The organism is Pseudomonas citronellolis (assembly GCF_001586155.1).
Classification (GTDB): domain Bacteria; phylum Pseudomonadota; class Gammaproteobacteria; order Pseudomonadales; family Pseudomonadaceae; genus Pseudomonas; species Pseudomonas citronellolis.
The window spans coordinates 527,357-545,359 of the sequence record NZ_CP014158.1 but is presented as its reverse complement, the minus strand read 5'-3'; the positions used below and the strand labels follow the sequence as shown (position 1 = coordinate 545,359).

Below are 18,003 nucleotides of genomic sequence, written 5' to 3'. Positions count from 1 at the left end.
TTCGCGACAGGGCAGAACATGCCACGCCTGGACTGGGCCGGGATCGACAGCGTCTTGCTGGACATGGACGGCACCCTTCTCGACCTGCACTTCGACAACCATTTCTGGCTCGAGCACCTGCCGCAGCGCTACGCCGAGCACCACGGCATCGACCGCGAGCAGGCCGACGCCGAGCTGCTGCCGCTGTTCCGCGACAACGCCGGGCAGCTCAACTGGTATTGCCTGGACTTCTGGAGCCGCGAGCTGAAGCTGTCGATCCGCGACCTCAAGCGCGAGGTGGCGCACCTGATCGCCCTGCGCCCGGACGCCGACACCTTCCTCGCCGCATTGCGCCGCGCCGGCAAGCGCGTGGCGCTGATCACCAACGCGCACCGCGATTCGCTGTCGCTGAAGCTGGAGCGGGTGGAGCTGGCGCCCTGGTTCGACCGCCTGATCAGCTCCCACGACTACGGCTTCCCCAAGGAAGACCAGCAGTTCTGGCAGGCCCTGCACGCCGACTTCGGCTTCGAGCCGGCGCGCAGCCTGTTCATCGACGACAGCCTGCCGATCCTGCGCAGCGCCCGCGACTTCGGTGTCGGCCACCTGCTGGCGGTACGCCAGCCGGACAGCCGCCAGGGAGCGAAGGACACGGCGGAGTTCGCGGCGGTAGAGGATTACCGCACCTTGATCGAGGGCCTGTAGGAAGAACACCGTCGTAGGATGGTGTTGAGCGAAGCGATACCCATCACCACCGCCGCATGGGTTTCGCAAGCTCAACCCATCCTACGAAGAGCGCCGTTACAGGGTATCGATCCCCCGCCTGCCCGCCTTACTCCGGAATCCGCAGCACCTGCCCCGGGTAGATCTTGTCCGGGTGGCTGAGCATCGGCTTGTTGGCCTCGAAAATCTTCATGTAGGCGTTGGCGTTGCCGTACTCGGCCTTGGCGATGGCGCTCAGGGTGTCGCCCTTCTTCACCGTCACGAAGCGCGCCGCCGGCGCCGCCTGGGGCACGCTGATGCTGTCCTCCACGCCGGCCACGCCTTCGACGTTGCCCAGGGCCAGGAGAATCTTCTCCTTCTCTTCCTGGCTGGCCGCCTCGCCGCTGACGATCACCTTGTCGCCCTCGACGCTGACCTGGATGTTCGGGTTGCCCAGGCCGACCTTGGCCACGTGCTCCTTCAGCGAATCGGCGGCCTGCGCCTTGTCGCCCAGCAGGCCGCCCAGCAGCTTCTCGCCGGCTTCCTTAACGAATGACAGAATGCCCATGTCCTTTCTCCTTGCGGTTACGGTTCCAGCGGCCGGCTCCAGGCCGCCCGCGCCGCCAGGAAGTCTAGACGCCACCCGGGGAGACAACGATAGGAGTCGTCCGAAAGCCGGCGGCACCCGACGGAACGCCCCGCCCAGCTTGGTGATAGATGCCATCGATCACGGCATAGGCGCTGCCGATTAGACACCCTCGGCCCCCAGGCTTAGGCTGGGGCCATTATTCGAATACAGTGCCCACCCCATGCCTTGCCAGCCAGATCGCCCGGTGCCCGCGGATGCCGCAGCCGAGGGCGCCTACGCCTATGCCGAACTGGGCAGCGGGCCCGCTTCCGGCAGCGCCGTGCTGGCCGAGGAAGTGGCCCTGGCCATCGCCTACAACGGCCTGAGCCAGGCCGTGATGATGGCCTCGCCCGGCGACCTCGAGGATTTCGTCCGCGGCTTCAGCCTGAGCGCCGGCCTGGTCGAGTCCATCGACGACATCTATGACATCCGCCTGAAGCGCCTCGCCGACGCCGTCAGCGTCGACGTGCAGATCACCAACCGCGCCTTCTGGGCGCTCAAGCGCCTGCGCCGGCGCCTGGCCGGCACCAGCGGCTGCGGCCTGTGCGGCGTGGAAGCGCTGGAGCAGGCACTGCCCGAACTGCGCCCGCTGGAACCGGCGCCGCTGCCGCCGGCGGCCCACCTGCTGGGCCTGCGCCAGCGCATCGACCAGGCGCAGAGCCTGGCACAGCGCAGCGGCGCGCTGCATGCGGCGCTGTATGTCGACGGCACCGGCAGCATCGTCCTGTGCCGCGAGGACATCGGCCGGCACAACGCCCTGGACAAACTGATAGGCGCGCTCAAGCAGCAACGCCTGGACTGCCGCGAGGGCTTCGCGGTGGTCACCAGCCGCTGCAGCCTGGAGCTGATCCAAAAGGCCGTGCGCGCCGGCATCGCCACCCTGGTCAGCCTGTCCGCGCCCAGCGCGCTCACCGTCGAGTGGGCGCGCGGGCACCGGCTGAACCTGGTCCACCTCCCCCACCACAACGCGCCGCGGGTCTACAGCCCGGCGCCGGCCTCCCACCGACACCCGACATCCCGATGAGCCTGCAACCGATCAACCCCCGTTACCAACCCTACAAGGGCCCGGCAGCCGGCTGGGGCGCGCTGATCAGCGTCACGCGCTTCTGGCTGGACAGCAAGCAGCCGCTGAAGAACCTGCGCGCGCTGCTCAAGACCAACCAGAACGGCGGCTTCGACTGCCCCGGCTGCGCCTGGGGCGACTCCCCCGAGGACGGCCGGGTGAAGTTCTGCGAGAACGGCGCCAAGGCGGTGAACTGGGAAGCCACCAAGCGCCGCGTGGACGCCGCCTTCTTCGCCCGCCACAGCGTCAGCGCGCTGCGCGAGCAGAGCGACTACTGGCTGGAGTACCAGGGCCGGCTGACCGAGCCGATGCGCTACGACCGCGCCAGCGACCGCTACGTGCCGGTGAGCTGGGACGAGGCCTTCGCCCTGGTGGCCAAGCACCTGAACAGCCTGGAAAGCCCCGACCAGGCCGAGTTCTACACCTCCGGCCGGGCCAGCAACGAGGCGGCCTTCCTCTACCAGCTGTTCGTCCGCGCCTTCGGCACCAACAACTTCCCGGACTGCTCGAACATGTGCCACGAGGCCAGCGGCGTGGCCCTGGGGCAGAGCGTCGGGGTCGGCAAGGGCACCGTCACCTTCGACGACTTCGAGCACGCCGACGCCATCTTCGTGTTCGGCCAGAACCCCGGCACCAACCACCCGCGCATGCTCGAACCGCTGCGCGAGGCGGTGAAGCGCGGCGCCCAGGTGGTGGCCTTCAACCCGCTCAAGGAGCGCGGCCTGGAGCGCTTCCAGCACCCGCAGCACGCCCTGGAGATGCTGACCAACGGCTCCGAGCCGCTGAACACCGCGTTCTTCCGCCCCGCCCTGGGCGGCGACATGGCCGCCGTGCGCGGCATGGCCAAGTTCCTCCTGCAGTGGGAGCGCGAGGCCCAGGCCAACGGCGAGCCGGCGGTGTTCGACCACGCCTTCATCGCCGAACACACCCATGGCGTCGAGGCCTACCTGGCCGAGCTGGACGCCACCGCCTGGGACGCCATCGAGCGCCAGTCGGGCCTGAGCCTGGCCGAGATCGAGACGGCGGCGACCATGTACCGCCGCGCCGAGCGCGTGATCATGTGCTGGGCCATGGGCCTGACGCAGCACCGCCATTCGGTGCCGACCCTCCAGGAAGTGGTCAACCTGCAGCTGCTGCGCGGCAACATCGGCCGGCCCGGCGCCGGCCTGTGCCCGGTGCGTGGCCACAGCAACGTGCAGGGCGACCGCACCATGGGCATCAACGACCGGCCGCCGGCGGCGCTGCTCGATGCCCTGGAGAAACGCTTCGCCTTCCAGGTGCCGCGGCACAACGGCCACAACACCGTGGAAGCCATCAACGCCATGCTCGAAGGCAAGGCGCGGGTGTTCATCGGCCTGGGCGGCAACTTCGCCCAGGCCACGCCGGACAGCCCGCGCACCCACCGCGCCCTGGCGAGCTGCGCGCTGACCGTGCACATCAGCACCAAGCTCAACCGCAGCCACCTGACCTGCGGCGAAGACGCGCTGATCCTGCCCTGCCTCGGCCGCACCGACGTCGACCGCCAGGCCGGCGGCCCGCAGGCGGTGACCGTGGAAGATTCCTTCAGCATGCTCCACGCCTCCTACGGCCAGTTGGAACCGCTGTCGACGCAGATGCGCTCGGAACCGGCGATCATCGCCGGCATGGCCAAGGCCACCCTGGGCAACCGCCCGGTGGACTGGGACGCGCTGATCGCCGACTACGACCGCATCCGCGAGCTGATCGCCGACACCATCCCCGGCTTCGCCGGCTTCAACCAGCGGGTCAAGCACCCGGGCGGCTTCTACCTGGGCAACGCGGCCCGGGAACGGCGCTGGAACACCGCCAGCGGCCTGGCCAACTTCAGCGCCGCGCCCCTGCCCGAGGACCTGCTGCCGGAACAGGTGCGGCGCACCGGCCAGCGCCCCGACCTGATCCTCCAGACGCTGCGCTCCCACGACCAGTACAACACCACCATCTACGGTCTGGACGACCGCTACCGCGGCGTGCGCGGCCAGCGCGAGGTGGTCTTCGCCAACGAGGCGGACATCCGCCGGCTGGGCTTCGAACCCGGGCAGAAGGTGGACATGGTTTCCCTGTGGGACGACGGCGTGGAGCGGCGGGTCAGCGGCTTCACCCTGCTGGCGTTCGACATCCCCGCGGGCCAGGCAGCGGCCTATTACCCGGAGACCAACCCACTGGTGCCGCTGGAAAGCCACGGCGAAGGCAGCTTCACCCCCACCTCGAAGTTCGTCGCGGTGCGCCTGGAAAACGCCCGGGACGACGGCCGCATCCTCTGACGGCCTCGGGCGTGCGACCCCGCACGGTTGTACGCCCGAGTCATTCATCCGGAAAATTCGACGGGAAAGAGCCGAGGCTGGTCTACGGAATCGGCTTTCGCCTTTCCCCATCGCGTGAAATGCCATCATTGCAACAGCATTTTGTGAGAAAAACACGCGAAATCCGTACCCTCGGAATGTCATTCTGACAGCCCGAAATAGAAAAAGTTCTGTTCTTAAATCATATACTTGCGTTTTTTGATGAAAGTCGCGTCACTCGTCGGCAGAGGCTTGTAAGCGCCTTCGTACAACAGCAGCATCGGCGCCAACATCCACACAGAGAACCTCTCTATGAAGTACTCCTCGATGCTCCTGTTGTCTCTTGCGCTGGTCGGTGGTTCCGCCTTCGCGGACGGCGACACCCGTGCCGGCGTCGGTGGCGCCCTGGGCGGGGTATTGGGTACCGTCGTCGGCCAGGCGGTCGGCGGCAGCACCGGCGCAGCCATTGGCGCCGGTGTCGGTGGCGCGGCCGGCGGTGCGGTCGGCGCCCGCCGCGGCAACAAGACCGAAGCGGCCATCGGCGGCGGCCTCGGCGCAGCCGGCGGCCAGGTCATCGGCAACAAGATCGGCGGCAGCACCGGCGGCCTGATCGGCGCGGCCCTGGGCGGCGGCGGCGGTGGCGCCCTGGGCAACCACTATGCCGACAGCAACCGCCACGACGATGACGACGACTACCGCGGCTACCGCCGCGCCCGCTACGACGACCGCCACCACTGGCACGACCGTGGCCGTCATCGCGGCTGGTACAAGCACCATCGCCACCACAAGCACTGGGATTGACCCAGGGCAGGCGCCCCGCGATAAACCCCGCAGCTCAGCCGGACACGCTTGTCCGGCTGTTTTGCGTTCGGAACAATGCTTCCACCCTCTTCCCTCCTGAAAGGTTCGAACATGCGCAAGACTCTCTCGGCCCTGGCCCTCGGCCTGGTCGCCAGCCAGTACGCCCTGGCCGGCGACAACACCAACGCGGCGGTCGGTAGCGGCCTGGGCGGCGCCCTGGGCAACGTCGTCGGCGGTGCCCTGGGTGGCAGCACCGGCGCGGCCATCGGCGCCGGCGTCGGCGGTGCGGCCGGCGGCGCCATGAGCGCCAAGGACGGCAAGAAGACCGAGGCCGCCATCGGCGGCGGCCTGGGCGCGGCCGGCGGCTCGGTGCTGGGCAACAAGGTCGGCGGCTCCACCGGCGCAGCCATCGGCGCCGGCCTGGGCGGCGCGGCCGGCGGCGCGGTGGGCAGCTCGCTGGCCGATGACAAGGATCATCACGACAGCGGCCACAAGCACAAACACAAGCGCCGGCACAAACACCGCGACTGAGCCTTCGGTCGCACAGGCAAGACAAAACGCCGTTTCCTCCCTGAGAGGAAACGGCGTTTTTCATGGTGGCTGGAGCCCCTGACCGTAGGTGAAACGGCGGATTGGAGGTTGGGTGTAGGGCGCATAACGCCTACGGCGTTATCTGCCGTTTGACCTCGTTCCCAGCCGCGCTTCGGGTTCGGACACGGAGCACCTCTTCCGGGCGCTCCGGGCTCGACCGCGAAGCCGGGCATGAGATGGGTGTAACGGCGGATAACCGCGAACGGTTATTCGCCCTACGCCAAGGCTGGGCCGGGTGTAGGGCGCATAACGCCTACGGCGTTATCCGCCGTTTGACCTCGTTCCCAGCCGCGCTTCGGGTTCGGTCACGGAGCACCTCTTCCGGGCGCTCCAAGCTCGACCGCAACACCGGCATAAGCTCGGTGTAACGGCGGATAACCGCGAACGGTTATTCGCCCTACGCCGAAGGGTGGGCCGGGTGTAGGGCGCATAACGCCTATGGCGTTATCCGCCGTTTGATCTCGTTCCAAGCCGCGCTTCGGGTTCGGTCACGGAGCACCTCTTCCGGGCGCTCCAAGCTCGACCGAGAAGCCGGGCATGAGATGGGTGTATCGGCGGATAACCGCGAACGGTTATTCGCCCTACGCCAAGGCTGGGCCGGGTGTAGGGCGCGCTCAACCAGGCTCAGCCTGCCAGCAACGCCTGCATCGCCTCGCGCAGGCCGGCGGGGATCGCCACCGGGCGGTTGCCCGCGCGTTCGACGAAGACGTGCACGAAGCGCCCGGCGGCGCAGGCCAGGTCCTCGCCCTGGCGGAACACCGCCAGTTCGTACTGCACCGAGCTGTTGCCCAGCTTGCCGACGCGCAGGCCGACCTCGATGCGCTCGGGGAAGGCCACCGGGGCGAAGTAGTCGCAGCTGGAGCTGACCACGAAGCCGACCACCTCGCCGTCGTGGATGTCCAGCCCGCCCTGCTCGATCAGGTAGGTGTTCACCGCGGTATCGAAGAAGCCGTAGTAGGTCACGTTGTTCACGTGGCCGTAGATGTCGTTGTCGTGCCAGCGCGTGGTGATCGGCTGGAAGTGCCGGTAGTCGGCGCGGCTGGGGTGTTCGCTCATGTCGTCCTCAGTAGGCGGCGCGGTAGATCGCCAGGGCGTCGGCCTCGTCGACCTCGCGCGGGTTGTTGACCAGCAGGCGCTGCTGCTGCATGGCGTCGCTGGCCAACAGCCGCAGCATGTGCTCCGGCACCCCGGCGTCGCGCAGGCGCGAAGGCAGGCCGCAGCGTGGGCTGAGGTCCGCCAGCTCGTCGATGAACTGCCCGACCAGGCCGTCGCGGTCGCCGGGGCGCAGGCGCTCGCCGAGCAGCAGGGGCGCCAGCTCCGCGTACAGCGCAGCGGCGGCCGGCGCATTGAAGCGCATCACCTCCGGCAGCACCAGCGCGTTGGACAGGCCGTGGGGAATGTGGAAATGCCCGCCCAGCGGGTAGGCCAGGGCGTGCACCGCCGCCACCGGCGCGTTGGCGAAGGCCTGGCCGGCCAGGCAGGCGCCCAGCAGCATGGCCTGGCGCGCCTCGCGGTTGGCGCCGTCGTGCACCACCGCGTCGAGATTCTGCGCCAGCAGGCGCAGGGCCTCGCGGGCCAGCAGATCGGACAGCGGGTTCTTCTTCAGCTTGCTGGTGTAGGCCTCGATGGCATGGACCATGGCGTCGATGCCGGTGGCCGCGGTCACCGCCGGCGGCAGGCCGAGGGTCAGGTCGGCATCGAGCAGGGCCAGATCCGGCAGCAGGTGCGGGCTGACCACGCCGCTCTTGGTGGTGGCGCCGGTGGTGACGATGGCAATGGGGGTGACTTCCGAACCGGTGCCGGCGGTGGTCGGCACCTGGATCAGCGGCAGCCGCGGGCCGCGGGCATTGCCCACGCCGAACAGCTCCGGCAGGGCCTGGCTGGCCTGCGGGTGGGCCAGCAGGGCGACCAGCTTGGCCACGTCCATGGAACTGCCGCCGCCGAAGCCGACCACCAGTTGCGCGCCCATCTCCAGCGCCTGCATGGCGGCCTGCAGGACCACCGCCTCCGGCGGGTCGGCCAGCACCTGGTCGAACACCTGCACCGCCACCCCGGCGGCGGCGAAGCCCGGCAGCACGCCGTCGAGCAGGCCCAGGCGGGTAATGCCGGGGTCGCTGACGATGAGCACGCGGGCGGCGCCGCGCTCCTGGCAAAGCGCGCCGAGGCGGACGGCGGAACCGCTCTCGCAAAGGATCTGCGCGGTGGTGGCGAAGCTGAAAGGCTGCATGACGGTCCCCGATCTTGTCGTTGTACTGCGGAAAATCCGTAGGCCGCCAGACGACGACCAGCCGTTGCAGCATAGCAACGCTCCTAATCAATACGAAACACTATACCGCCAGGCGAAACACTTATTCATCTAGTGAATGGAGTTGCAGAGTGATTAGGGAGGTTCGACTCGCATCAGCAAGGCGAAGCCCCATCGAATCCAAGATCGATAATCAACTTATGAACAGGGAAAAATAGAAATCTCCTACATGGACCACTTGTAAGATCAGAAACTTTAAAACAACCCAGTCATTTGGAATATATAAGAGCTATGGAACATAAAGTCATAATAAACGATTACTCGAATTACACCCCCAAGAGAAGGGAAAGCCTCGCAAGCTCTCGGATCAGAGAGTTGCTTGACAACTACCACCTTGAAAACCAACTGAAGATAGAGAGCACTCTGCAGGGCTTCCTAGAATTCAAGGAACAACTCTGCCAGATAAGAAGAGATTGCATACCCAGCCGACCGCAGGCCCCCAACTGGATAAATGGCTGGCTACCAGGCGCCGATGCCCTTTCGCTATATGGCTATACAGCCATGAATAACCCTCGCCATTACGTCGAGATCGGTTCAGGAAACTCGACGAAGTTCGTCCGCCAGGCCATCAAGGACCATGACCTGAAAACCAGGATCATTTCGATCGACCCATGCCCGCGAGCCGAGATAGATGCCATTTGCGACGAGGTCGTCAGGGCCCCACTGGAGGACCTGGAGATCGACTTCTTTTCGATACTCGAAGAGGGTGACGTCTTCTTCATCGACAATAGTCATCGGTCATTCCAGAACTCCGATGTGACGGTCTTCTTCACAGAGATACTTCCCACCCTGCGTGCTGGCATAACTATTGGCATACATGACATCTACCTGCCCTTCGACTATCCCAACGAATGGGCGGACCGCTTCTACAACGAACAGTATCTACTGTGCTGCTACTTACTGGGCGGGATGAAAGGACTGGAAATCGAACTGCCCCTGGTTTACCTCTACTACTGCACTGAGAGCATGCAGTTGCTGAACGACCTCTGGACCGACGAGCGAATGGAAGGCGTGGAAAGGCACGGAGCAGCGTTCTGGCTCAGAACGGTCTAGTTTCGCCAAGAGCTCTGACAGAAAGTCCGCAGGCTACGGACGAAATAGCCTGCGGTCGATTTCCTATACGGCGACAGGCGCCTTGATGTGCGGGTGGGATTCGTAGCCGACCAGCTCGAAGTCCTCGAAGCGGAAGTCGAACAGGTCCTTCACCTCGGGGTTGAGCTTCATGGTCGGCAGCGGCAGCGGCTCGCGGCTCAGCTGCAGGTCGGCCTGCTCCAGGTGGTTGGCGTACAGGTGGCAGTCGCCGCCGGTCCAGATGAAGTCGCCCGGCTGCAGGCCGGCGACCTGGGCGACCATCAGCGTCAGCAGGGCGTAGCTGGCGATGTTGAAGGGCACGCCGAGGAAGATGTCCGCCGAGCGCTGGTACAGCTGGCAGCTGAGCTTGCCGTCGGCGACGTAGAACTGGAACAGCGCGTGGCACGGCGGCAGGGCCATCTCGTCGATCAGCGCGGGGTTCCAGGCCGAGACGATCAGCCGGCGCGAGTCCGGGTTGTTCTTCAGCATCGTCATCAGGTTGGCGATCTGGTCGATGTGGCGGCCGTCCGGCGCCGGCCAGGAGCGCCACTGGTAGCCGTAGACCGGGCCGAGGTCGCCGTTCTCGTCGGCCCATTCGTCCCAGATGGAGACGCCGTTTTCCTTCAGGTAGGCGATGTTGGTCGAACCTTTGAGGAACCACAGCAGCTCGTGGATGATCGATTTCAGGTGGCACTTCTTGGTGGTCACCAGGGGGAAGCCTTCGCCCAGGTCGAAGCGCATCTGGTAGCCGAATACGCTGTAGGTGCCGGTGCCGGTACGGTCGCTCTTGAAGGTGCCGTGCTCGCGCACGTGGCGCATCAGGTCGAGGTACTGTTTCATGGAAAACCCGTGTCGTAGAGAGGTCCGCGAGGCACGCCGAAGGTTCGGCGCGGGCGCATTCGCCCTGCAGAATCGCGAGATGCCGCAATACTAAGGGGCAGGCCCGCGTATCGCCACCCTTGGTTGGAGCGCGCCGACGATAAGCCAGAAGGCCGGGCCCGACCCAGCCCATAACCCCGTGATCCCGCCGCGGCCCCGGGCCGCCGCTGCCTGCTGAACGAGAGGTCCGCATGCCAGACCAGCCACGCTTTTCCCTGTCCCGCCGGCGCCTGCTGGCCATGGCCTGCGGCGGCGCCGTGGCCGGTGGCCTGCTGCTGGGCCCGGCGGCCCTGGCCTGGGCCGCGCTGACGCCCCAGGCCGAGGCGGAACTGGCGATCTTCATGACGCTGTCGCAGCGCCTGACCGGGCGCAGCAACCTCGACCCACGCATCGGCCAGCGCCTGTACCTGGCCCTGGCGCAGCGCGACACCGCCCTCGCCCAGAGCCTGGGCGAGCTGCAGGCGCGCCTGGGCGACGGCCCGCAGCGCTGGAGCGAGCGCCAGCAGTGGCTGGCGCGGCAGATGCTCGCCGCCTGGTACCTGGGCTACGTGGGCGAGGACGACCACCCCAGCGTGGTCGCCTATGAAAGCGCGCTGATGTTCCGCGCGGTGGACGACGTGCTGCTGCCGCGCAGCTACTGCAGCAACCAGCCGGGCTTCTGGGCCGCGCAACCGGTCGAGCGGGGGGCCTGAGCATGGCCGACACGCAAAGCGCCGACTACGTGGTGGTCGGCTCCGGCGTCGCCGGCGCCCTGGTCGCCCACCAGTTGGCCCTGGCCGGCAAGGACGTGCTGATCCTCGAGGCCGGCCCGCGGCTGTCGCGCTGGGAGATCGTCGAGCGCTTCCGCAACCAGGCCGACAAGTCCGACAACCAGGCGCCCTACCCGTCCATGGCCCACGCACCGCACCCGCAGTACCACCCGGACAACCACTACCTGGTGCAGAAGGGCGAACACCCCTACGACGTGCAGTACCTGCGGGTGGTCGGCGGCACCACCTGGCACTGGGCAGCCTCGGCCTGGCGCTTCCTGCCCAGCGACTTCAAGCTCCAGAGCCTGTACGGCGTCGGCCGCGACTGGCCGTTCGAGTACGCGGAGCTGGAGCCCTGGTACCAGCGCGCCGAAGAGGCCCTAGGCGTCTGGGGCCCGGCCGACGAGGAGCTGGGCTCGCCGCGCAGCCAGGCCTACCCCATGGCGCCGCTGCCGCTGTCGTGGAACGAGCAGCGGGTGAAGGACGTACTCAACGCCAATGGCTACCGCGTGGTCACCGAGCCGGTGGCGCGCAACAGCCGCCCCTTCGACGGCCGGCCGACCTGCTGCGGCAACAACAACTGCATGCCGATCTGCCCGGTGGGCGCCATGTACAACGGCATCGTCCACGTCGAGAAGGCCGAGGCCGCCGGCGCCCGGCTGCTGGACAATAGCGTGGTGTTCAAGCTGGAGAAGGGCGATGGCGGACGCATAGTCGCCGCCCTCTGCAAGGACCCGCAGGGCGAGGAGACGCGGGTCGAAGGCAAGGTCTTCGTGCTCGCCGCCAATGGCGTGGAGACGCCCAAGCTGATGCTGATGTCCGAGGTCGGCAACGCCTCCGGCATGGTCGGCCGCAACCTCATGGACCACCCCGGCACCGCGGTGCGCTTCTACGCCAGCGAGAAGCTCTGGCCCGGGCGCGGGCCGCAGGAGATGACCTCGATGGTCGGCTTCCGCGACGGCGCCTTCCGCAGCCAGTACGCGGCGAAGAAGATCCACCTGTCCAACCTCTCGCGGGTCGACCAGGTGGCTGCCGAACTGATCCGCCAGGGCCCGCTGCTGCTCGGCCGCGAGCTGGAAGCGCAGATCCGCGACCGCGCCGCGCGCTTCGTGCGTTTCGACAGCTTCCACGAAATCCTCCCGCGCCCGGAGAACCGCATCGTGCCCAGCGCCAGCGAGCGCGACGCCCTGGGCATCCCCAAGCCGGAATTCACCTACGCCATGGACGACTATGTGCGCCGCAGCGCGGTGCACACCCGAGAAGTCTATGCCCACGCTGCCAGGCTGCTCGGCGGCAGCGAGGTGCAGTTCGAGGACAGCTTCGCCAACAACAACCACATCGCCGGCACCACGCTGATGGGCGACGACCCCGGCGACTCGGTGGTGGACCGCGACTGCCGCAGCCACGACCATCCCAACCTGTTCATCGCCGGCAGCGCGGTGATGCCCACGGTGGGCTCGGTGAACTGCACCCTGAGCCTCGCCGCCCTCGCCCTGCGCCTGGCCGAGCGCCTGAAAGGGGAGGCCTGAGCATGTCCGCCCGCCTGCTGGCCGCCCTCCTCCTGCTGCCCTGCCTGGCCCAGGCCGCCCCGGCCCTGGACCCTGCGCCAGCCGAGCTGCTGCAGCGCGGCGAATACCTGGCCCGCGCCGGCGACTGCGCCGCCTGCCACACCGCGCCCGGCGGCCAGCCCTTCGCCGGCGGCCTGGCGCTGACCACCCCGCTGGGCGCGGTCTACTCCAGCAATATCACTCCCGATCCGCGCACCGGCATCGGCAGCTACAGCTCCGAAGACTTCGCCCGCGCCCTGCGCGAAGGCGTGGCCAGGGGCGGCCTGCACCTCTACCCGGCGATGCCCTACACCGCCTACGCCAAGATCGGCGACGCGGACATGCAGGCCCTCTACGCCTATTTCCTGCGCGGCGGCGTCGAGGCCGTGGCCCAGGCCAACCGCGACAGCGACATCCCCTGGCCGCTGAACATGCGCTGGCCGCTGGCCGTCTGGAACACGCTGTTCCACGACGACCGGCCCTTCCAGCCCAACCCGAAACAGAGCGCGGCCTGGAACCGCGGCGCCTACCTGGTGCAGGGCCTGGCCCACTGCGGCACCTGCCATACCCCGCGCGGCCTGGCCTTCCAGGAGAAGGCCCTGGACGAGAAGGGCAGCGGCTACCTCGCCGGCGCCGCCCTGGGCGGCTGGTACGCCTACAACATCACCAGCGACACCCACGCCGGCATCGGCGGCTGGAGCGACGCCGAACTGGTGCAGTACCTGCGCAGCGGCCGCCTGCCCGGCAAGGCCCAGGCCGCCGGGCCCATGGCCGAGGCCGTGGAGCACAGCTTCCAGTACCTGCGGCCCGACGACCTGCAGGCCATCGCCAGCTACCTGCGCAGCGTCAGGGCGGTCGGCGACGGCGAGCGCAAGCCGCGCTTCGCCTGGGGCGGCCCCGCCGACGACGTGGTGACGCTGCGCGGCGAGGACTTCGATACCCGGAGCCGCGACGACGGCGCCCGGCTGTTCCTCGGCAACTGCGCCAGCTGCCACGGCTGGAACGGCCAGGGCACGCAGGACGCCTACTACCCCATGCTCAGCCGCAACACCACGGTGGGCGCGCAGCAGCCGGACAACCTGGTGCAGGTCGTGCTCACCGGCGTGCACCGTGAAAGCGCCGGGCAGCAGGTGTTCATGCCAGGCTTCGCCGGCGCGCTCGACGACCAGCAGATCGCCACCCTGGTCAATTACCTCACGGCGCAGTTCGGCAACCCGGCGGTGAAGGTGGACAGCGCCCGGGTCGCCGCCATCCGCCAGCCCTGACCGCGCCTCATCCTTTCGAGGGGCCGCCGCCACTGCGGCGGAACCGGGTTTGACATACCCCCGGCAGTCACTGAAGCTGCTGCCACCGTGATACATGGCTGCCCGAACAACGGACGTCGCATGCAGAAGCCTGCCCATAAGAAAGACCGCAAAGGGGCCGCACCGGCCCGCCCCACCTCCTCCCCCCGCCTGGCGCGGCGCCTGGCTGCCGCGCTGGTGGCCGTACTGTTGCTGGCCAGCGCGGGCGCCTGGTGGTACGTCGAGCACAGCGCCCCGTCGCTGCCCGTCGCGAGCCCGCCCGCGCCCCCGGCGAAACCCGTGGTGGCCGAGGCGCCGAAGGCCGGCTTCGTCGACGAGCAGCAATGCCAGGGATGCCACCAGGGCCAGTTCCAGGACTGGCAGGGCTCGCATCACCACAAGGCGATGCAGGTGGCCAACGAAGCCAACGTGCTGGGCGACTTCGCCGACGCCAGGTTCAAGGGCGAGGCCGAAAGCACCCGCTTCTTCCGCAAGGGCGAGGAATTCTGGGTGAACACCCCGGGCGCCGACGGCAAGCCGGCGGACTTCAAGGTGGCCTACACCTTCGGCGTGGCGCCGCTGCAGCAGTACCTGCTGGAATACCCCGGCGGCCGCCTGCAGGCCCTCGGCGTCGCCTGGGATACCCAGAAGCAGCGCTGGTTCGAACTCAACCCCGGGCAGCGCATCGACTTCAAGGACGAGCTGCACTGGACGCGCCCGACGCAGAACGCCAACTTCATGTGCATCGAGTGCCACACCACCGAGTTCAAGCGCAACTTCGACGCCGACAAGAACGCCTTCGCCAGCCACTGGCAGAGCCTGGGCGTCGGCTGCCAGGCCTGCCACGGCCCGGCCTCGCGCCACCTGGAATGGGCGCAGAAACCCGACGGCGACGCCAGCCGCGGGTTCGACAAGCCGCTGGGCGCCAGCACCGCCGCCAGCGAGCTGGTGGAGAACTGCGCGCGCTGCCACGCCCGCCGCGCGCCGCTGGGCGACGGCTTCCAGCACCGCCACCGGTTCATGGACGACTACCTGCCCAGCCTGCTGACCCGCGAGCTGTACCAGATCGACGGCAAGATCAAGGACGAGGTCTTCGAGTGGGGCTCCTTCACCCAGAGCAAGATGTTCGAGAAGGGCGTGAAGTGCACCGACTGCCACAACCCCCACAGCGGCCAGGTGAAGATCGCCGGCAACGGCCTCTGCCTACAGTGCCACAACCCGGCCGGCAAGCCGGTGCGCCCAGGCATCGACGGCAAGGGCCTGCTGGCGAAGAACTACGACTCGCCCGAACATCACCACCACCAGAGCGGCACGCCTGGCGCGCAGTGCACGTCCTGCCACATGCCGGGCAAGTACTACATGGTCAACCACTACCGGCATGACCACAGCTTCAGCATCCCCGACCCGCAGCACGCGCAGAAGATAGGCGCGCCGGACGCCTGCATGGGCTGCCACCGCGACAGCGCCTCCAAGGTCAGCGAGCAGTTCCGCCTGTGGTACGCCAGCGACGCCAAGCCGGCCGGCGCCGTGCCGCGCTACGACGACACCCTGTGGAAGGCCCGCAACGGCCAGCCCGGCGCCTCGCGGGCGCTGCACCTGCTGCTGGCCAGCAGCGACCTGCCGGCGATCCGCCGCGCCACCCTGCTCGCCGAACTGCCCGCCTATCCCAGCCCGCGCTCCCTGGAACTGGCCGCCCAGGGCCTGAAGGACAAGGACCCGCTAGTGCGCAACGCCGCCATAGGCGCGGTCGCCGCCCTGGCCAGCCCGCCGCGCCAGGCGCTGCTGCTGGCCCCGCTGCTGGACGACCCGCTGCGCGCCGTGCGCCTCTCCGCCACCTGGCAACTGGCGCAACTGCCGCCGGAGGTGCGCGCCGGGTTGCAGGCGCCGCTGGCCAAGGGCCTGAAGGAATACGAGGAGGTCCAGCTGAGCCTGGCCGAGCGCGCCGAGTCCAACCTCAACCGCGCCATGCTCTACCAGATCACCGGCCGCGACGCCGAAGTGGAACCGGCGCTGCGCGCGGCCCTGGTGCGCGACCCCGACTTCCTCCCGGCGCTGGTCAGCCTCTACCAGTGGCTGGAAGCCCGCCAGCGCCCCGACGAAGCCCGCCAGCTGCTGGACGGCGCGCTCAAGCGCCACCCGCAGTCCGGCCTGCTGCACCACGCCCAGGGCCTGGCGCTGATCCGCCAGGGCCAGCGCGACGCGGCGCTCAAGGAGCTGCAGGAAGCGGTGCGCCTGGCCCCGGACAGCGCCCAGTTCCGCTACATCCTGGCCATCGGCCTGCACGACAGCGGCCAGGCCGACGCCGCCTGCCGCCAGCTGGAGCAACTGCTGCAACGCCACCCGGCCAACCGCGACGCGCGCCTGGCGCTGATCGCCTACCTGCGCGAGATCGGCCAGCTGGAGAAGGTGCAGATGCAACTGGCCGAGCTGGAACAGCAGAACCCCGACGACCCGGCGCTGAAGGGAGAATGACGGCGCCGCCCGGAAGCACCTGATTCCACCAGGCGCTCCGGAACTCGCCGGCGGGCACGCACTCTGAGGGGACGCGAACGCAGTCACCCAAGGAGCATCCATGCGTATCCCCGGAGCGGCCCTGGCCGTCGCCCTGTCCACCCTCCCCTTCGCCGCCGCCCAGGCCGAAGACGCCGGCTTCTGGCGCGGCGTGCTGTCCACCGGCGCCACCACCGCCTCCAGCTACCTCACCAGCCGCGACGACCACAAACTGGTCGGCCCGCTGGCCGAGGACGCCGGCAGCTTCGTCGCCAGCGCCGGCGCCATCCGCGGCCCCTGGCTGGAAGCCGAGCTGCAGCGGCTGCGCAGCGATTATCCGCAGTTGCAGCAGCGCAGCGATATGGAGTTGGCCAGTGCATTGCTGGCCGGCGAACGCTGAACGGCACTCCCCGGACACGCAAAAGCCCGCAGCCCTTCACGGGGCAGCGGGCTTTTCGATGCGCTCGCCTCAGGCGTACTCGGCGATCAGACTCTCGGCGGGAATCCCCAAGTTGCGGTGCAGCTTGCGGATCATCGGCAGCGTCAGGCTGCGCTTGCCGGACAGCACCTCATAGACGCGGTTGGGCTGGCCAATCGAGGGCACCAGGTCCTTGACGGTCAGGCCGCCCTGCTCCATGCGGAACTTGATGGCCTCGATGGGGTGCGGCGCCTCGACCGGGTAGTGCTTGGCCTCGTAGGCCTCGACCAGCGTCAACAGCACTTCGAAACGATCCCCCTCGGGAGTGCCGGGCTCCGGCTCGTCGTCGAAGTAGGCGGACAGTTCCTTGAGGCTGGCCTTGTAGTCCTCGTGCGTATGGATAGGTCGAATGTGCATGCTCTCTCACTCCATCTCGACGGTATTCGCGTCGACGGCATCGTACTGCGCGTGCGTGCCGATGAACTTGATGTAGACCGCGCCGAACCGGTAGGCAACCGCGACGATCAGTCGATAGTCGTTGCCCTTGATGTTGAACATCACCCGGCGGCTCTTGAGGATGCTCGTGCTGGCATACCTGGCCTTGATGTCGCCCGGCTGGCCCCAGGTCGCGGCCTTGGCTTCATCGATCCAGGCCTTGAGTGGTTGCTCCGCGTCCGGATGGGCCAGCCAGAAATCGCGCAGGTTGCCGATGGCGATGATTTTCATCGGCACATGCTAGTCCCAAGATGGGACCAACGTAACCGCGAACCGGTCATCCAGATAACCGGAACCCCTGGCAGCGCCGAGCGCTCAGAAAGGTATGCGGACCTACGGAGGAGAAACTCCCATGCGCATGTTCAAACTGACCGGCATCCTCGCTGTCTTCACCCTGCTGCCCCTGGCCCCGGCCATGGCCGACGGCTTCTGGCGCGACATCATCTCCTCCGGGGCCACCACCGCCTCGACCTACCTGACCTTCAAGCACGACCACAAGCTGATCCTCGCCGCCCGCGACGACGCCGGCAGCTACGTGGCCAGCGACGGCGCCATCCGCGGCCCGTACCTGGAAGCCGCATTGCAGCGCCTGCGCAGCGATCATCCGGAACTGCAGCAGCGCAGCGACATGGAGCTGGCCAATGCCATCCTGATGAGCCAGGAGGGCGTGGCGCAGTGACGGCGCTTCGTAGGATGGGTTGAGCTTGC

General features: G+C 68.0%; 18 protein-coding genes. 12 read left to right on the top strand and 6 right to left on the bottom strand.

Translation table 11 applies throughout. The annotated features are described in order from the left end of the window. Positions 1-18 precede the first annotated feature (18 nt). Positions 19-681 (top strand): GMP/IMP nucleotidase, encoded by a 663-nt coding sequence (gene yrfG, locus PcP3B5_RS02425; protein WP_061560498.1) that lies wholly within the window; start codon positions 19-21, stop codon positions 679-681. A 127-nt stretch (positions 682-808) separates the two neighbouring features. On the opposite strand, the gene lysM is transcribed toward yrfG, so the two are convergent. Further along, positions 809-1,246, bottom strand: coding sequence for a peptidoglycan-binding protein LysM (lysM, locus tag PcP3B5_RS02420; RefSeq protein ID WP_043269560.1), 438 nt, complete (start codon positions 1,244-1,246; stop codon positions 809-811). Between the two features lie 241 nt (positions 1,247-1,487). Between lysM and fdhD the strand changes: the two genes are divergently transcribed. The 4 genes from fdhD (at position 1,488) to PcP3B5_RS02400 (ending at position 5,998) form a co-directional block, all read left to right on the top strand. Next, positions 1,488-2,330, top strand: coding sequence for a formate dehydrogenase accessory sulfurtransferase FdhD (gene fdhD / locus PcP3B5_RS02415; RefSeq protein WP_061560497.1), 843 nt, complete (start codon positions 1,488-1,490; stop codon positions 2,328-2,330). Beyond that, complete coding sequence (locus PcP3B5_RS02410) at positions 2,327-4,648, top strand: FdhF/YdeP family oxidoreductase (protein WP_061560496.1); 2,322 nt, start codon at positions 2,327-2,329, stop codon at positions 4,646-4,648. The genes fdhD and PcP3B5_RS02410 overlap by 4 nt, the downstream gene beginning before the upstream one ends. 330 nt (positions 4,649-4,978) lie before the next feature. Further along, on the top strand, positions 4,979-5,467 hold the full coding sequence (locus PcP3B5_RS02405; protein ID WP_043269566.1) for a surface antigen: 489 nt from the start codon (positions 4,979-4,981) through the stop codon (positions 5,465-5,467). Between the two features lie 111 nt (positions 5,468-5,578). Continuing rightward, positions 5,579-5,998 (top strand): glycine zipper domain-containing protein, encoded by a 420-nt coding sequence (locus PcP3B5_RS02400; protein WP_009615147.1) that lies wholly within the window; start codon positions 5,579-5,581, stop codon positions 5,996-5,998. A gap of 684 nt (positions 5,999-6,682) precedes the next feature. On the opposite strand, the gene PcP3B5_RS02395 is transcribed toward PcP3B5_RS02400, so the two are convergent. After that, positions 6,683-7,114, bottom strand: coding sequence for an acyl-CoA thioesterase (locus tag PcP3B5_RS02395; protein ID WP_058072656.1), 432 nt, complete (start codon positions 7,112-7,114; stop codon positions 6,683-6,685). A gap of 7 nt (positions 7,115-7,121) precedes the next feature. Then, the gene (locus PcP3B5_RS02390; RefSeq protein WP_058072655.1) at positions 7,122-8,285 is read right to left on the bottom strand and encodes an iron-containing alcohol dehydrogenase; all 1,164 of its coding nucleotides are present in this window, start codon (positions 8,283-8,285) and stop codon (positions 7,122-7,124) included. A 309-nt stretch (positions 8,286-8,594) separates the two neighbouring features. Between PcP3B5_RS02390 and PcP3B5_RS02385 the strand changes: the two genes are divergently transcribed. Then, positions 8,595-9,416: a class I SAM-dependent methyltransferase gene (locus PcP3B5_RS02385; RefSeq protein WP_082816246.1), complete on the top strand. Its 822-nt coding sequence runs from the start codon at positions 8,595-8,597 to the stop codon at positions 9,414-9,416. Between the two features lie 63 nt (positions 9,417-9,479). On the opposite strand, the gene PcP3B5_RS02380 is transcribed toward PcP3B5_RS02385, so the two are convergent. Next, complete coding sequence (locus PcP3B5_RS02380) at positions 9,480-10,274, bottom strand: thymidylate synthase (protein WP_009615140.1); 795 nt, start codon at positions 10,272-10,274, stop codon at positions 9,480-9,482. Between the two features lie 230 nt (positions 10,275-10,504). Here PcP3B5_RS02380 and PcP3B5_RS02375 point away from each other — a divergent pair, with 230 nt between their 5' ends. From PcP3B5_RS02375 to PcP3B5_RS02355, 5 genes are all read left to right on the top strand, one after another. After that, positions 10,505-11,005, top strand: coding sequence for a sugar dehydrogenase complex small subunit (locus PcP3B5_RS02375; protein WP_009615138.1), 501 nt, complete (start codon positions 10,505-10,507; stop codon positions 11,003-11,005). Positions 11,006-11,007: 2 nt separating this feature from the next. After that, on the top strand, positions 11,008-12,591 hold the full coding sequence (locus PcP3B5_RS02370) for a GMC family oxidoreductase (protein WP_061560495.1): 1,584 nt from the start codon (positions 11,008-11,010) through the stop codon (positions 12,589-12,591). A gap of 2 nt (positions 12,592-12,593) precedes the next feature. Next, the gene (locus PcP3B5_RS02365; protein WP_061560494.1) at positions 12,594-13,874 is read left to right on the top strand and encodes a cytochrome c; all 1,281 of its coding nucleotides are present in this window, start codon (positions 12,594-12,596) and stop codon (positions 13,872-13,874) included. Positions 13,875-13,994: 120 nt separating this feature from the next. Then, on the top strand, positions 13,995-16,364 hold the full coding sequence (locus tag PcP3B5_RS02360; RefSeq protein WP_061560493.1) for a multiheme c-type cytochrome: 2,370 nt from the start codon (positions 13,995-13,997) through the stop codon (positions 16,362-16,364). 100 nt (positions 16,365-16,464) lie between these two features. Next, positions 16,465-16,782, top strand: coding sequence for a DUF2388 domain-containing protein (locus tag PcP3B5_RS02355; RefSeq protein ID WP_043314009.1), 318 nt, complete (start codon positions 16,465-16,467; stop codon positions 16,780-16,782). 69 nt (positions 16,783-16,851) lie between these two features. Here the strand turns inward: PcP3B5_RS02355 and PcP3B5_RS02350 are convergent, their stop codons facing one another. Beyond that, positions 16,852-17,217 (bottom strand): helix-turn-helix domain-containing protein, encoded by a 366-nt coding sequence (locus PcP3B5_RS02350; RefSeq protein ID WP_009615128.1) that lies wholly within the window; start codon positions 17,215-17,217, stop codon positions 16,852-16,854. 6 nt (positions 17,218-17,223) lie between these two features. After that, positions 17,224-17,526: a type II toxin-antitoxin system HigB family toxin gene (locus PcP3B5_RS02345; RefSeq protein ID WP_058072648.1), complete on the bottom strand. Its 303-nt coding sequence runs from the start codon at positions 17,524-17,526 to the stop codon at positions 17,224-17,226. Between the two features lie 121 nt (positions 17,527-17,647). Here PcP3B5_RS02345 and PcP3B5_RS02340 point away from each other — a divergent pair, with 121 nt between their 5' ends. Further along, complete coding sequence (locus PcP3B5_RS02340; RefSeq protein ID WP_061560492.1) at positions 17,648-17,974, top strand: DUF2388 domain-containing protein; 327 nt, start codon at positions 17,648-17,650, stop codon at positions 17,972-17,974. Positions 17,975-18,003: the final 29 nt, after the last annotated feature.